Origin of the sequence: Salinimonas lutimaris (assembly GCF_005222225.1) — a bacterium.
Lineage (GTDB): Bacteria > Pseudomonadota > Gammaproteobacteria > Enterobacterales > Alteromonadaceae > Alteromonas > Alteromonas lutimaris.
Map to the genome: position 1 here is coordinate 3,456,138 of NZ_CP036536.1, position 14,901 is coordinate 3,471,038.

The 14,901-nt window shown below is 51.7% G+C and carries 11 protein-coding genes; 6 read left to right on the forward strand and 5 right to left on the reverse strand.

The features are described 5' to 3' along the window. Positions 1-137: 137 nt before the first annotated feature. The gene (gene msrA / locus EZV72_RS15255; RefSeq protein ID WP_137168037.1) at positions 138-680 is read left to right on the forward strand and encodes a peptide-methionine (S)-S-oxide reductase MsrA; all 543 of its coding nucleotides are present in this window, start codon (positions 138-140) and stop codon (positions 678-680) included. 29 nt (positions 681-709) lie between these two features. Here the strand turns inward: msrA and EZV72_RS15260 are convergent, their stop codons facing one another. Next, on the reverse strand, positions 710-1,870 hold the full coding sequence (locus EZV72_RS15260; RefSeq protein WP_175405139.1) for a hypothetical protein: 1,161 nt from the start codon (positions 1,868-1,870) through the stop codon (positions 710-712). Between the two features lie 225 nt (positions 1,871-2,095). On the opposite strand from EZV72_RS15260, the gene EZV72_RS15265 reads away from it, so the two are divergent. The 5 genes from EZV72_RS15265 (at position 2,096) to EZV72_RS15285 (ending at position 7,081) form a co-directional block, all read left to right on the forward strand. Beyond that, on the forward strand, positions 2,096-3,973 hold the full coding sequence (locus tag EZV72_RS15265; protein ID WP_137168039.1) for a metallophosphoesterase family protein: 1,878 nt from the start codon (positions 2,096-2,098) through the stop codon (positions 3,971-3,973). 16 nt (positions 3,974-3,989) lie between these two features. Beyond that, positions 3,990-4,526 carry a flavodoxin FldB gene (gene fldB / locus EZV72_RS15270; RefSeq protein ID WP_137168040.1) on the forward strand — a complete coding sequence of 179 codons (537 nt, stop codon included), beginning with the start codon at positions 3,990-3,992 and terminating at the stop codon, positions 4,524-4,526. A gap of 2 nt (positions 4,527-4,528) precedes the next feature. Continuing rightward, positions 4,529-5,317 carry a CLCA_X family protein gene (locus EZV72_RS15275; protein WP_137168041.1) on the forward strand — a complete coding sequence of 263 codons (789 nt, stop codon included), beginning with the start codon at positions 4,529-4,531 and terminating at the stop codon, positions 5,315-5,317. Positions 5,318-5,461: 144 nt separating this feature from the next. Then, a complete protein-coding gene (locus EZV72_RS15280) occupies positions 5,462-5,869 on the forward strand; it encodes an ExbD/TolR family protein (RefSeq protein ID WP_137168042.1) in 408 nt (135 codons plus the stop codon). Positions 5,870-6,037: 168 nt separating this feature from the next. After that, positions 6,038-7,081, forward strand: coding sequence for a choice-of-anchor A family protein (locus tag EZV72_RS15285; RefSeq protein ID WP_137168043.1), 1,044 nt, complete (start codon positions 6,038-6,040; stop codon positions 7,079-7,081). On the opposite strand, the gene EZV72_RS15290 is transcribed toward EZV72_RS15285, so the two are convergent. Genes EZV72_RS15290 through bcsA form a run of 4 tightly spaced genes read right to left on the reverse strand, consistent with a single transcriptional unit; the run spans position 7,061 to position 14,900 of the window. Further along, positions 7,061-9,403 (reverse strand): cellulose synthase subunit BcsC-related outer membrane protein, encoded by a 2,343-nt coding sequence (locus EZV72_RS15290; protein ID WP_137168044.1) that lies wholly within the window; start codon positions 9,401-9,403, stop codon positions 7,061-7,063. The genes EZV72_RS15285 and EZV72_RS15290 overlap by 21 nt on opposite strands. After that, positions 9,396-10,421: a glycosyl hydrolase family 8 gene (locus EZV72_RS15295; RefSeq protein ID WP_137168045.1), complete on the reverse strand. Its 1,026-nt coding sequence runs from the start codon at positions 10,419-10,421 to the stop codon at positions 9,396-9,398. Before EZV72_RS15295 ends, EZV72_RS15290 begins: the two co-directional genes overlap by 8 nt. Next, positions 10,421-12,691, reverse strand: a complete 2,271-nt coding sequence (locus tag EZV72_RS15300) for a cellulose biosynthesis cyclic di-GMP-binding regulatory protein BcsB (RefSeq protein WP_137168046.1) — start codon at positions 12,689-12,691, stop codon at positions 10,421-10,423. Before EZV72_RS15300 ends, EZV72_RS15295 begins: the two co-directional genes overlap by 1 nt. After that, on the reverse strand, positions 12,681-14,900 hold the full coding sequence (gene bcsA / locus EZV72_RS15305; protein ID WP_137168047.1) for a UDP-forming cellulose synthase catalytic subunit: 2,220 nt from the start codon (positions 14,898-14,900) through the stop codon (positions 12,681-12,683). The genes EZV72_RS15300 and bcsA overlap by 11 nt, the downstream gene beginning before the upstream one ends. Between the last annotated feature and the right edge of the window lies 1 nt (position 14,901).

Consider the following 14,901-nt stretch of genomic DNA (forward strand, 5'->3'; position numbering starts at 1 on the left):
ATTGAATCTACGTTGAGTGTAGCAAGCCAGATTGCCCGTCTTGATTACTAATTTTTCACCTCATTTGCACCGGCATGGCTTGAACTTATGTTCAGCCGAACCCATTTCCAGATTCAGACATCGAACAGGAGAACATTATGGCGAATATTCAACAGGCAACGCTGGCTGGCGGCTGTTTCTGGTGTATTGAATCTGCATTTAACAGCGTTGAAGGAGTTGAGCGGGCGTTATCAGGTTATGCCGGCGGGCAGACCGACACCCCGACCTATGAGGCGGTGTGTAAAGGCGACACCGGCCATGCAGAGGTGGTTCGGGTGAACTTTGATGCCGATGTGATCAGCTATCGCGAGATTCTGGAAATCTTTTTCGCCCTGCATGATCCCACGCAGCTAAATCGTCAGGGTAATGATGTGGGTACCCAGTATCGCGGTGCTGTGTTCTATCATGATGATGAGCAAAAAGCGCAGGCTGAAGCGATTATCAAAGAAATGACTGATGAGGAAATTTGGCCGGACCCGGTAGTTACCGAGGTAGTGCCGGTAAACAATTACCACGAAGCCGAAGCGTATCATCAGGACTACTTTAAAAATAACCCACAGAACCAGTACTGTGCCATGGTGGTTGCGCCCAAACTGGCAAAGTTCAAAAAGACTTTTGCCCAGCGTCTGCGTAAAGACTAACCGCCGCGCTACACACGGTTGATGGCTTATCAGGCATCCTTACCGGATGCCTGAATACCAAACCAGTCGGGTTTCAGTGGGGTTGAAAACAACAGTGGTGCCATCCCTTTATACCGGGATTGTGTTGCCGGGCACTGAACATTTTTCAGATAGTTTTCTTTCCACGGATCATTAATCAGCCATACCGTGTCGTTAATCACCGTAATACCTTCAATAGACGCATTATCCATCACTTCACTGCTTTGGCATTCGTCGCTGTGCGTGGGAGCGGTAAAGTCCATTTTTATCCGTTTGGCTGCTTTGTTTCCACTGATATCCAGTACCCATAATTCATCATCATTGCGGGCAACAGCCAGCAAATACGCTTCATCCTGTGAGGCCGGGGAATAGTATTCCAGTGCGTTGACCGGATGATTGCCCTCGCCCAGATCCGGCAACTGAATATCCGGCTCCTCGACATTGGCAAAATCGGTAGACTCCCAGAAACCATCATCCATCTGAACTGAAAAAATCCGCGCTTTGCCCGCCATATCTTTTTCCAGCGCCAGGTACAGGGTGTTATCTGCGCCAAGCGCCATCCCTTCTATACCATCATTGGGAAAGTCACCAACCTGTAAATCCAGCGCAAACTGAAGCGGTCTGACCCGGGTCATCACCATATCACCACTGTCCAGACGCTCCAGTCGCACCAGCAGAGTCGGATAATCTGTTGAGCCGGTATTTTCATACCGTGACTGACACCGGGAGGACAACGCACCGGTGCGCGTGGCATCTTCGGTCACACTGTAAAACACCTGAGGATCCTGTGGATCAGCCACCAGCGCTTCCAGGTCCGGCTGATCAGCCAGATAAGCAGAAAAACAGCTGCGTCTGACCTGACTGCCCAGGCGGAATTTGCTGGTCCGTGGCGCCAGCGAGGCGGTTTGTGGATCCAGAATATGCAGCCGGCGTTGCTGCGCCGGATCAGCACTGTTATCAGAGATGGTCACCAGCTTGCCTTGCCAGTGAGACAAACCGGACGGCTGAGGATCGTGCATCAAACTGCCATCATGCTCAGTAATCCATTGCCCGTTTACCACGGTAACAGCTTGTTCAGGCGCGGCCTGCTTGATTGCCTCAGGCGGTTCATCCGAGCAGGCCGCAGTAAGCAATGCACTTGTTACCAGGACACTTTTTACTATTTTTTTCATCACAGGTCAGTCAGTTATCTGTTTGTTTATCTGTTAATTACTATCTCGTAATTCGCATTCAGTAGCAAGATGGGCAACAATAGCGACACTGACAACATACGAGCGTAAGCCGTATGCAGCAATAGATACTGACAATATTTTGTTGCAATTTACGCTGTTGGTTACAGGATAAAAACCGTCATAATCAGGCAGATTACTCATTACTAACTGGAGCGTGTTATTCAGGTGCAGTCATTACCCGAGGTGTTAGCCGGCCCGATACTCAGGCATATTGATCCTTCTGTGGTCACCGTTTGGCTGGTAACCCGCTCTGCTACCCCACCATTGCTGGTGCTGACGCCGGCTGCCAAAAAGCAGCAGGCTGACACCATCCAGGTGGGCGAACAGGCATTTGTGCATGTGTTGCAGGCCTTTACTGACAATCCACTGGAGTCAGGAAAATACTATACCTATGATCTTAAATTCAATGATCAGAATGCGCAGCGCGCGTGGCAACAGACCCTGTCACAACTGTGTTATCCGGGCCAGCAAACCCTGAGTTTTCGCTACCAGTACACGATCAATAACGTGCTTCACGGATCTTGTCGTAAGCCTCATCATCCGGTGGAAGACGCGCTGCTGCGCGCCGATGAGCAAATCGCCGCTGAGTTTGCCGGCGATGCGGGCCAGCAACCAGTACGTCCTGACTTGCTGCTGATGACCGGCGATCAGGTGTACACCGATGATGTGGCCGGGCCGATGTTGCAGGTCATACAGCAGGTCATCAGTCAGCTGGGGCTGTTTGACGAGGTGCTCGAAGGGGCGGTGGTGAATAAAGCCAGTGACCTGCCCGGCCATGAACATAATTACTATGAGCGGGAGCAAATCTTACCGCAGATAGATATCAACACACCATTGTCCAAACTGTTTTTCGGAGCCAAGAAAAAACCGGTATTTACCTCGGTCAATGCACACAACCACCTGATTAGCCTCTCTGAGATTATCGCCATGTATTTGCTGGTATGGTCAGATGTATTGTGGCGTGACGTGCAGTTCGACAGCAGCCTGGTCAGTGAGCAGCACAAAGCCCAGTTTGAGCAGGAGATTGCGCCCATTGAACAGTTTGCCGCTGCCCTGCCGCAGGTACGCCGGGCGCTGGCTCATTTGCCGGTATATATGATATTTGATGATCATGATGTCACCGATGACTGGAATCTGACCCGCGGCTGGGAACAGGAAGTCTACGGCAATCCGCTGTCCCGGCGCATGGTGGGTAACGCCCTGGTGGCTTACTGGCTGTGTCAGGGCTGGGGTAATCAACCCGGCTATTTCGACGATATTACCAGGCAGGCAAAAGACGTCTTCACTCCTGACGGGCTGACCCGCCATGATGAGTTTATCGATACTCTGTTTGATTTTGAGCAATGGCATTACACCCTGCAAACCAGCCCACCGGTGTGTGTACTTGATACCCGTACCCGGCGCTGGCGTTCAGAAACCAGCCTGAACAAACCGTCCGGACTGATGGACTGGGAAGCCCTGTGCGAGTTTCAGCAGGAGCTGATTGGCCATGACGCCGTTATTGTAGTGTCAGCCGCGCCGATTTATGGGGTGAAGTTTATTGAGGCAATTCAAAAAATCTTTACCTTTTTTGGCAAGGCGCTCACCGTGGATGCGGAAAACTGGATGGCCCACCGGGGCACAGCCCATGTCATCCTGAATATTTTCAGGCACTACAAAACGCCGCCGGAGTTCATTATTTTATCCGGCGATGTGCATTACTCATTTGTGTATGACGTACGTCTGCGCTTTCGGCGCAACAGTCCGCACATCACCCAGTTTACCTGTAGCGGACTGAAAAATACGTTTCCGGATAAACTGCTGCATCATCTGGAGCGCTTTAACCGGTATTTATACGGCGCATCGTCCCCGTTGAATATCTTTACCCGGCGGCGAAATATGTCGGTTAGTGCACGGCGCATTGATGACAGCGCACATAAAACCCTGCTTAACCATAGTGCCATCGGGCAGCTTATCATTGACGAAAACAATCAGCGGGTAACCTGCAAGGCTTTGTGTGGCGGCCAGAAAACGGTAGAATTCCCACCGAATGAAGAAGATTAATCTAAAAGGTATGTGAATGAGTGAACCTGCCCTGTCTATCGGGTTATTTTATGGCTCGACAACCTGCTATACCGAGATGGCAGCAGAAAAAATTCAGGCACAGTTAAACAGCCTGTTTGATGATCAGATTGTCAGCCTGTTCAATATTCAGGAAACACCGCTGAAAAAAGCGGAGGAATTCGACATTCTGATCTTCGGGATCTCTACTTGGGATTTTGGCGAGCTTCAGGAAGACTGGGAGTCGCACTGGGAAGACGTATTTCAGTTGCAGCTGGAAGGCCGGATCGTGGCCTTATATGGCATGGGCGATCAATACGGCTACGCCGACTGGTTTCAGGATGCGCTGGGCATGTTACATGATGCGATCGCCCCGTCAGGTTGCCAGATCATCGGTTACTGGCCCAATCAGGGTTACGAATTTGCAGCCTCTAAAGCATTAACTGACGACAAAACCCAGTTTGTCGGGTTATCGCTGGATGATGAAAATCAATTTGATGTGACCGATCAGCGTATTGAACAATGGTGTAACCAGTTACTTGAGGAGCTTGCCTAGCCGTGAGCCAGCCCGGCCGGCTGCATCGGGAATTTTACCGTAACGGTGCATCGCACCGTGATGGTGCTGATGTCAGTTTTCAGGACATCCGTAAACTGTTTAATTTTCCAGCGATCACTGTAGGTCGCTGGGTCACCGCCCAGGAACAACAACTGGCTGCCAACCTGTTTTTTGATGCCCTGTATGATCTGATTGATATTCTGCAGGTCAACGAGCAGGTTATCTCTCTTAACGGGAGTTTATCCCTGGCCTTTGGCAGTGGCGGCCAGAAACACAGCTCAGCTCACTACAACAGCAATAAGCGCCAGCTGGCGCTGGCCAAGAATGCCGGTGGTGGCGCCCTTGCCCATGAATGGTTTCATGCCTTTGATCATTACATTGCCGGCAAGGTATTCAGCGGCCTGGACTACGGGCATTTTGCCTCGCAGGCCTGGCTGGACGATGCCACACAAACCCCGCATCCGCTGAATGATTTGTTGTGCCAGTGCTTTGCCAGCCTTTTTTTGGATGATCGCGGATCGCCCAGTGCGTACTTAAAAAGATCGATCGAAGCTGATCGCGCACTAAAAATGTATTATTATGCAATGCCGCAGGAAATGGCAGCACGGGCTTTTGAGGCCTGTATTCAGGATCATGCTATTAAGAATGCGTTCTTGGTATCGGGTACAAAAATGTCCACTGAGGCTAGACTTGGTATCTATCCGCATGGTAATTTGCGTACTCAGGTTAACCAACAGTTAATGGCCTACTTCGCCAGACTGGGTATGGCATTAGCCAGATCGGCACCCTGAACATCGCTGTAAAAAGGCGGGCTGACAGGCTTTGCGGCCAACAATAAGTGTTTAACAGCGCAACCTGGGTAAACAAAAAACTATATATTTTTGTTACAACCAGTATACTGTTGTGCTCGAACTTTAGAGAAGAATGAATCCAAGATGAAAAGAAAAAAGCATACATCTGCTGAGGACGAGGCTCAGGTTGACATGACGCCCATGTTGGACATTGTGTTCATCATGCTGATCTTCTTCATTGTTACCACGTCTTTCGTAAAAGAGAAAAGCCTTGACGTAAGCCGTCCAGAAGATAACCAGTCAAACAACAACCAGCCGTCTAAAGCGCTGTCTATTCGAATTGATGAGACAGGCAAAATTATGATGGGTGGCCGTGAGGTTGATATCCGTCGGGTAGTGGCTAACGCGCAAACTTACCTGGCCGAAAACAACACAGACACAGCAGCCATTCAGGCAGCCGAAGATACTGAAGAAGGTATCGTGGTTGAAGTAATGAACCAGGTAAAAATCGCCGGTATTGATAAAGTGTCGGTGCTGGTGAAAAAAGGCTGATAGCCTGACCAAATCGGTACATTTCTTATGATAAAACGCAGCATTTGCTGCGTTTTTTGTTTTCTGTCTAGACCTTCCTTCCCTATCTCATTAGACTATTACCCATTGTGTAAAATACCACCGATATTGACTCACATTACAACGGGTTGAAACAAGTCAGGAACTGATATGAAAAGTGTAAAAAACGGACTTATGATTGCCGGCTGCGTCGCACTCACCGCGATGTCTGCCCCTGCGCTGGCCGGGCCTTTTTATCTTGGAGAAGCCGGTAACTTTAATGCCTACATTATGGAAGATTTCACTGGCCAGCAATCTGATGTTGAAGGACGCCTGGCGGTGGGTGGTAATCTGAATACAGTTGATTACGGTTTTGGTTATCGCCTACCTGCAACAAACCAAAGTAATGTAGTGGTGGTAGGCAATAATGCGACCATAAGAAATGCCCGCATCTACAACGGTGATGCCGTAGCCGGTGGCGATATCGATATTGATGACACCGTGGGTTTATACAATGGTGAAGATACGGCCAATAGCCGTCGTTTTTATCAGGACAGCAGCTTTGACTTTGCCTCAGCTAATAACGAGCTGATGTATCAGTCTGCTTTGTGGGGGGCATACAATGCCACCGCCGACACCGTGCTATCTGGCAGCAGTGACGGGATCTACCGGATCGACTTTAATGGTACTGACGATCTGAATGTTTTTTCAATTGATGCCGCAGCGCTTTCATCACCCAACAAGGGCATTTATATCGATGTGCCTGAAACCAGTTACAGTATTATCAATGTTTTTGGTGACGCGGCCAACCTGTTCAACACCGGTTTTCACCTGCCTTTTGAGGTAAACGGTTCTGATAAATTCCCTGACAATGATTCATCCGGCGCCGATGCTGATCGCCATCCGGGATATTATGCGGATAACGTATTGTTTAACTTTGTGGATGCCACTTCGCTGGTGCTTGAAGGGATCGGGTTTAAGGGCAGTATTCTGGCACCACTGGCCGACCTGACATTCAGCAATGGTCATATTGACGGCCAGCTGTTTGCAAAGAGCTTAACCTCTGACGGCATCAATAACACCGGGCAAATTAATAATTACCGCTTTGGTGGTTTTACTGAAATCAGTGAACCGGCCACCATTGCCGCATTTGGCCTGGTGGTGGCCGGCCTTGTTGGTATGAGCCGCCGGCGTTTACAACGCCAGGCCGCTTAATTCAGGGTCACGCAGAATCAGTGTATTGCTGGTCACGCCTGTGTGCTTGCCAGCAAACCAGCGCAGTTCTATCCCGGCCATCGTTGCGCGGTATTCCACCGCAAAAGATTGCTGCACAAAACCGGCCACCAGCCAGTGATCATCAATCAGATACTGGCCTTCAATCATCAGATCCGCACCGATCCCGGCATCTGATTCAGCCGGCACCTGCTCACCGCGGCCGGTCAGTGCAAAGCGCGAATAACGGTCCTGCTTAATCCAGCTATATCCCAGGTTCACACTACTTCGTACCTGCCACTGTCTCGCTTCAGCGCTGAGCAGTTCGCCATACATGCCCAGACTGGTTAATCCGGAAGGGCTGAAGTATCCCCCGTGGCCACGGGTAAACCCGCTTAAATTGTGGCTGAACCCTTGCCAGGATACATACGGCCCGACCCGAAAGTAATCCAGCGCTACGTTGAATGCTGATGCAAAATCCTGACTGGCATCCAGACGGATCCCTACATGATCGTTGTCTTTGACTTGCTGCCCGGTATACCGGCCGAGCACCCACGACACCGACACCGCTCGCTGTGAAGCCAGACTTTGTGCATACAAGCCTCTGAGGCCGGTTTTGATCACAGCTCCCCAGGCTTCACTGCTATCCTCAAAATAGGTTGAGCCCATACTTAGCAGGCTATCTGTCACACGCTGCCGGTAGGCCATGGCACTGAGAGTGGCATCATTAAAAGACCAGCTACCACCAAGCTGACCGGATACTGGTGCGCTTACCGGCTGGTTAAGCAGTGAATACCCTACTTCTGCATATAGCGTATAGTCTTGCTGCTGGGTCTGCACCCGCCCCCGGATCCCGGTATCTTCAAAGCCAGTGATGCCACCAAACATATCATCGACAATGCCATCACCAAACCAGCGACTGGCCGGCACAGCGCCGCTGTACAGCTGTTCATAATCCATATGCAGATCCCAGCGCCACTGCTGATAAATACCGCCAAGCCCGATATACCCACCGGCCACATCCAGGTTACCCAGCCCATCATCGCCGCTACGCTGTCGTCCGTTAATACCGGTATAGGCATATAACCGTCGTGAAGGATAAATCTCTGCCTGCTCAGCCTGCTGGTGCCATGCCAGATCAAACTGTTTGCGCTGCCAGGCTGTTTGCCCCTGTTGCTGACTTAACAAGCGGGCCACAGCCGGATGACGTTGCGCCAGCTGTTGTTGCTGCGCCCGGGCGGTGGTCAGAGTGAGTAGCGCCTGGGCAAAGTCCTGCTGTTCGGGGCTTGCATCAAGCAGCGTATTAAACAGTGGAATGGCATTAGCGCTGTCGCCGGCCTGAAAATACGTCCAGGCCAGCAATGTCTGTTCATCGCGGGTCAGCCCGCGCAGGTCTTGCAGTTTTTTTGCCGCGCTGATGCTACTTGTAAACTGCTTATCTTTGTAGGCACTAAGCTGTTGCTGTGCCAGTGCCCGGGCACACCGCTTAGCGAGCATGGGTTGTACCGGGGAGCTGGCCGCGGTATCACAGGCCAGTCTGGCCGCCTGGCTGGCTTTACCCTGTTTATCCAGGCTCAGCACCTGCCCCTGCACGTCGTCTGCAAACTGAAATAGCGCAAGCGCGCTGGCATAGTGTTGGTTATCGTACAAAGACCAGCCCTGGCCGGCGGCTTTGACAGGAATGCCGGCATCAGGAAAACGCTGGCTAAGCGCCTTTAGCTCAGCGATATCCGGGCGCTTCAGCGCTTGGTTAGTGAGCCCGTCAATAGCACTATCGATACCGGTTTGCGCCGATTTTTGTGCGCCGGTCTGGCGGGCCTGCTCAAACAGAGATAACGCGGTTTCAAAAGCACCGCGCTGATGATAAATCCAGCCCAGCAACAAGTGCTGCTCTGATTTACCGCTTTGTTGTGCTTGTCTGACCGCTTCTGCCAGCGTGGATGAATCAATCAGGGTCCAGTCAGTGGCAGGCAGCGCGGCCAGCTGGCTGAACACATCAGACGCTGCTTCAGGCGGGCGGGCTGTGGCAGACGCTGGCGGCGCAGCCTCTGCAGGCTGATTCAGCCGGGACAACGCCTCCTGTAAATTCTGATCAGGCTGCCAGTATGGATACTCCTGTTGCAGGCGCTGATACGTCTGGTTGGCCAGACTCACCTGTCGCTGCTCTATGTGATACCACAACCCGGTAGTATCCGGCGTATCAGCCGCTTGCAGTAATGATTCGCCCGGTAATACGGAGTACTGGGTTACCTGCGCGCAGGCCGATCCGGTCATCAGCGAAGCCAGTACACAGCCAGATAAATAGCTGACGCCATGCTTAGCCATCCTGACGGCTATCCATCAGTGCCAACTCACTGAGCAGGATCAGACTGGCAGAAAAATAGTCCTGCTCATTGCCTAAGGCAAAAGAGGGCGGCGCAGCAGACTGTCCAGCCTTAAACTGCACCAGCTCAGCCACCACCTGCATGCCTTTGCTCCAGGCGTAATCTGCGGGCTCTCCGGTGATCACATCCACAGTGGCCGGCACCTTGTCCTGTTGCCAGAAAGTCAGATAGGGTGACAACAAAGATGCATCAGTGTTTTTTTGCCATACCAGATGTAGCGGAATACGACAGGCATTGTAACCATAATGCGCACTGATACTGTCACGGGCGCTTAGCCCCTGTTCACTGAGCCACAGCCAGTCGCTGGCCAGTCCTTTACCCTGCGATGCCGTTTGCGCAAGTAAGCGCTCACCATCACGAAGCAGTTGCGACCATATCGAATCTCCGGTCAGTTGCTGAAAATCAGCAAAAGCAGGAAACAGCCAGTAAGACAGATTCAGCTGTACCCGGTGTGGTTTTTCAAATCCCTGCTCGCCTGGTAGCAGCACGGTGTAGCCATACTGCTGACGAATCAGCTTACGTTGTACAGCATGAATGATGGTCAGGGCCTGCTGTTTGTAGGTGGTGTTGTCCCATGCCTGACTGGCGCGCAGTAATGCCCAGGCAATAAGAATATCGCCGTCGCTAGCATTATTATCATCATCCACACATTGGCGGTTATTCGCCTCACAGGGTGTAAAACGCCAGCTGAACAGGCCATCGCGACGTTGCAGCGTGCGTTGTGTCCAGCGCCATAATGCATCAAACCGGGGCTTGTCACCGGCTGCAACGGCAAACAACATACCATAGCCCTGCCCTTCACTGTGAGACACCTGATTGTTGCCGGTATCAATAATTCTGCCGTTAGCATAAAAGCGCGACACGTATTTTTCCCAGTGCACAGAAAATGCGTCCGGCGGCTTTTGGCTACAGCCAGCCATCACCGTACACAACACCAGACACCACCAGAGCTTTTTCATTACCAGTCTTCCGTTACCGCTTTGTTTCGGCGGCGTAACAGCTGCACCGCAATATACATAATCAGACCGACCAACAAGACTACCCCGATCAACCAGTACCAGGGATTATTAGACAGCCAGATGCGCAGTGACAGCCAGTGATCATCAGGGTTACCCGCCTCGAACTTTTCTGCTACCTGCATAGCCAGCAGGGGAGCACGGCGGTCCTGCCAACTGAAAAAATCGCCGGCCAGCTGGCCCCATAATCCAAGGCTGACCAGATCATCAATACGCGCAGTCAGCAACCTGCTATCCTGCGCCGCCACAATGTACAGACTGCCCTGCTCTGTGCGTGGGTTTCGCTGGGCAACCAGCACGGCCATCTCGCCCAGGCTACTTTGCTGCGTGGTGGTACCGTGTGTGGTCAGCGGACGGTGAGACTTATCATCGCTCAGGGTGTGAATACGGTTATGTAGCTCGTTTTGCAGCCGGTACGGCCACTGTTTGGTGGCCGCCACAGACACCCCATAGGTTTGGGCAAAATCTGCCGGCAGTGAGTCTGGGGTGCCCAGCACAATGGCGTTGTCAGTCAGGGTGTCGCGAACGCCCTGAATCAGCTCAAGATTAGGTAGCAGGGTACCGGCGGTTTGAGCCAGCTTGCCGGCCAGGGTCAGCGCGGCGCTTTGCATTTGCGGATCGGTCAGATACATGCCAATCGGCCGGGAAATATCCTGACTGGCAAACGGATATCCGGTCTCACTAAACAAGCCCAGATCCGGCAGGCGGGCTACCTGGCCGGCTTCTGGTAGCACCACCGATGAGGTATTGCGCAGCTGAAAGAGCAGATGTGACCCACTGATATCATCACAAGGCTCACCGGTGATCGGTGATCGCATGCTCACCAGAAACTCCAGTGTATTTATGCCTCCGTGCAGATGGCGGGCCGGAATACGCAGCTGATATTTACGGTAAGACTCACCATTTTCATTATTCAGTGGCCGGCCATGAACCAGTTCCCCGTTCACCAGAATATTCATCATCGACCCCGGGCCCATTGCTGCGCCATACCCAAAGTCCAGATTCAGTGTCATTGAGGCGCTTTCCGGCACATAAAAATCTGCCGGCAACACCAGCTGTACTTCTTTGGCAAAATCATCCTCGCCGCGCATGATATTGTTCCCCTCACCCATCTGCGCAAAGGTATATTCATTGCCCGGCTGTAATATATGCGCCGATAACGGTGACGCCCCGGAACTGCTTTGCATGGCATCTACGATAATGCTGGCATCCGGGTTAATCGCATCATCCATCAGCGCCAGTGCCTGGGCTGCCTGCACCACTTGCTCGCCGGTCTGGCCGGATATCACCAGCCGGGTGCGGGCAGGCACCAGAATCTGATCTGCCACTTTCACCGCCGGGGTTTGCTCAATACCAATATACGGCCCGGTAATTTTACGTTCTGTGGCTTCACCCAGATAATGTTGTAAGGTCTCCCGGGTACCTGCAAGCACATGCAGGCCGCCGGTCTGCTCATCTGGTACATACCAGCTGCTGTCAAACCAGCGTTGAGTCAGGCGGTCGTCCCACTCACGGCCAGCAGGTAGAGCCGGCAGATTATCGGGCTGACTGACCTGCTTTGAAATGACAGACAGCGGCGAATACAGGTTTCTCAGTGCCAGTGCCTGAGCAATGACGGGTAATGCTCGTCCACTGACATCCGCCCCGGCATTATCAGGCGTGATCACAGAAACCTGTTGCTGGGCCCCGATACCCGGTGAAAAATAGGCGGATAAGTCGCGTAATTGTGGGGCTTTTTGACGATCTTCAGTGATCAGCGTCAATACTGAGCGGCTTAAGTCCACCTCACTCCATAATTCCGGTGCTCCACCATCCACGCACTGTTGTGCATAATGCTGGCTAACACCGAGTGTTAGCGTGTTAAACCCTTCACGCCACAGGCGGGCAGGTATAGTCACTTCACTGGATAACGCCGGGCGGTTTGGATCAAACGGGATCTGACCGATCGTGGCATTGTTAAACCTGACATTCAAAATGGACCGTTTTTCAATCAGCGCTTTGGAGCTGATCACCTCTAGAGACAAAGTGGCAGAAACGACATCTTTATTGCCGGTCAGCGGTACAGACAAATTGCGGTGATCCCGCATTCCCTGCAAACGCAGTGGGTTCTGCCCCTGATAAAAGTCGGTCAGCTTACGACTGACCGTTTGCTGTGCATGCGCGGTGGTGCATAACAATGTCAGTACAGCAGCGACTATCCAGCTAGTTCTCATTTTCTTGGTCCTTGTTGGTTGCCAGCTGCTGCCACAGGCTGGTTACCTGCATAATGAAATGTTGAAATACCGGCCTGATGCTGACATTGAGTACATGACGGGCACCATACCAGTATGAAATGGGCCGGGTACGACGTCGCTGGAAACTTTTCCAGCGACGGCTGTCACCCAGCGTAAAAGCAATAATGTCATCCCAGCTATTAAAACTGTTGCGCTCAAACTGAAAGCGTACCGCGCCCGATTGTGGCTCGTGATGAAGTAAAGTACATGGGATAACTACATTTTTTTGCTTCGATTCACACCAGCTGATCATCGATAGTGTTTCAGGCAGCGTCTGCTGTTTGGCATGAATTCTGGCTCTGGCTCCGCCCAGTGACAAATCGCTCATAGTTCCGACCCAGGCCCGGCCATCAGCACTTTGCAGGGTAAATTCATCGTTCGCCGGCAGTCGTGCCTGCACTCTGACCTGCTTACGTTCTATCAGGATACTTAACACGCTGAACATCAGCACCAGATTAAACAGATTCCACAGTAAAACAATAACGGTGAGATCGCGGGTCAGCGGCTCATTAACCAGTTTGTAAAACCCAATCACCACCCCCAGCAATAACAGTGTAATCAGGCAGTAGAAAACACCGGACAATGGAGAGACAAAGTTTTTTTCCAGATTCTCGCCCTTAGGGGTTACCACAAAGGAAGGCGCTTCTGGATTTCGAAACACCCTGACCAGCGCACGCAGGGTAAATGTGCATTGCAGAATTTCGTACAATTCTGACACCAGTGGCCAGCGGGTGCGCCCGAATAACAGCGTAGACAGCTGATAGGTGGCAATCACATGAGGGAGGGTATAGGCCAGAATCTCGGTCAGTGAAGCATGATAAATTTGCAGGCCAAACACCAGATAAGCTAGTGGCATTAACAAAAAAATAATCCGGGCAAACGGGAACAGCCAGAATAAAATCGAGCTTAGGTAGCCCGCCCGCTGCATCAGCGACAGGCCTTCTGCCAGTTGGGGTTTTTTCAACAGCAGAATCTGGGTCATACCCTGTGCCCAGCGCATTCGCTGAGAGATAAAGGCATTCAGTGTTTCCGGTGCCAGCCCGCTTACCATAGGTCGGTTTACATATACCGACTCATAGCCCATAGCATGCAAATCATAAGCAGTTTCAGCATCTTCGGTGACCGACTTGCCTGACAAGCCGCCCACCTCATCCAAATGAGCACGGCGCAAAACAGCGGCTGAGCCACAAAAAAATGACGCATTCCAGAAATCCAGCCCCTGCTGGATTGTGCCGTAAAACATATCATTTTCAGAAGGCATCCGGGTAAACGCAGCAAAGTAATTGCGCTCCACAGGATCCGGGTTGGCCATAAAATGCGGTGTCTGAACCAGAAATACCTTTGGATTAGTGGCCAGCCAGGGCACGGTTTTATCCAGAAAATCAGCGGTCGGCACATGGTCAGCATCCAGAATAACCACCAGTTCCGATTGTGTATGCTGCAAGGCGCTGTTGACGTTGCCGGCTTTAGCATACTCATTTTTATCCCGGCTGAGGTATGTCACCCCCAGACTCTGGCAAAGTTGTCTGAGTTGCCCTGCCCTTAATATAGCAGCCTGACGTCCCTCGCGATCGTCCTGAGTCCGTTTCTGTAACGTACCACCATCATCCAGTAAATGGACGTGTAGTTTTTCTGGCGGGTAGTTCAACTGTTTTGCAGCGCGCAGGGTAACATCGAGAATATCGGCGCTTTCATTGTATGTGGGAATGAGGATATCCACCGACGGGAGCTGTTCAGTCGCCAGATCCCTGATGGTTTTTTCCGGCCGGGTAAGCGGATTAATATTGACCATGCAACTGATCACATGGGTAAAGGCTGCATACAACTCTGCCACATACAGCAGCCACATAGCCACCAGCGAAATCCAGTCGCTGGCCGACATGGTATACATGCCTCGCCACAGTATGTACCGAATGGTCAGAGCCAGCCCCAGTAACAACGCAAAAACACGAAAATACAGGCGATAACGGTGATGATGTTTAGATTCAGTACCACTTAAGTGAATAAGTAGCAGAATAATACCAGATGCAACTAATTGACCAGTAGAATCCATGGGCGCCGCCAGCACCGCACTTAATAACAACAGGCAGAGTACAAAGAAAATGTTAAACCCCAAAAACCAGCGTTTTCCGGGGGGGGATATAGCCAAA

Excerpts from the sequence above, each read along its gene's own strand:
- EZV72_RS15280 (WP_137168042.1), top strand. The coding sequence starts at position 5,462 with ATGAAAAGAAAAAAGCATACATCTGCTGAGGACGAGGCTCAGGTTGAC.
- EZV72_RS15260 (WP_175405139.1), bottom strand. The coding sequence starts at position 1,870 with ATGAAAAAAATAGTAAAAAGTGTCCTGGTAACAAGTGCATTGCTTACT.
- EZV72_RS15300 (WP_137168046.1), bottom strand. The coding sequence starts at position 12,691 with ATGAGAACTAGCTGGATAGTCGCTGCTGTACTGACATTGTTATGCACC.
- EZV72_RS15285 (WP_137168043.1), top strand. The coding sequence starts at position 6,038 with ATGAAAAGTGTAAAAAACGGACTTATGATTGCCGGCTGCGTCGCACTC.
- msrA (WP_137168037.1), top strand. The coding sequence starts at position 138 with ATGGCGAATATTCAACAGGCAACGCTGGCTGGCGGCTGTTTCTGGTGT.
- EZV72_RS15295 (WP_137168045.1), bottom strand. The coding sequence starts at position 10,421 with ATGAAAAAGCTCTGGTGGTGTCTGGTGTTGTGTACGGTGATGGCTGGC.
- fldB (WP_137168040.1), top strand. The coding sequence starts at position 3,990 with ATGAGTGAACCTGCCCTGTCTATCGGGTTATTTTATGGCTCGACAACC.
- EZV72_RS15290 (WP_137168044.1), bottom strand. The coding sequence starts at position 9,403 with ATGGCTAAGCATGGCGTCAGCTATTTATCTGGCTGTGTACTGGCTTCG.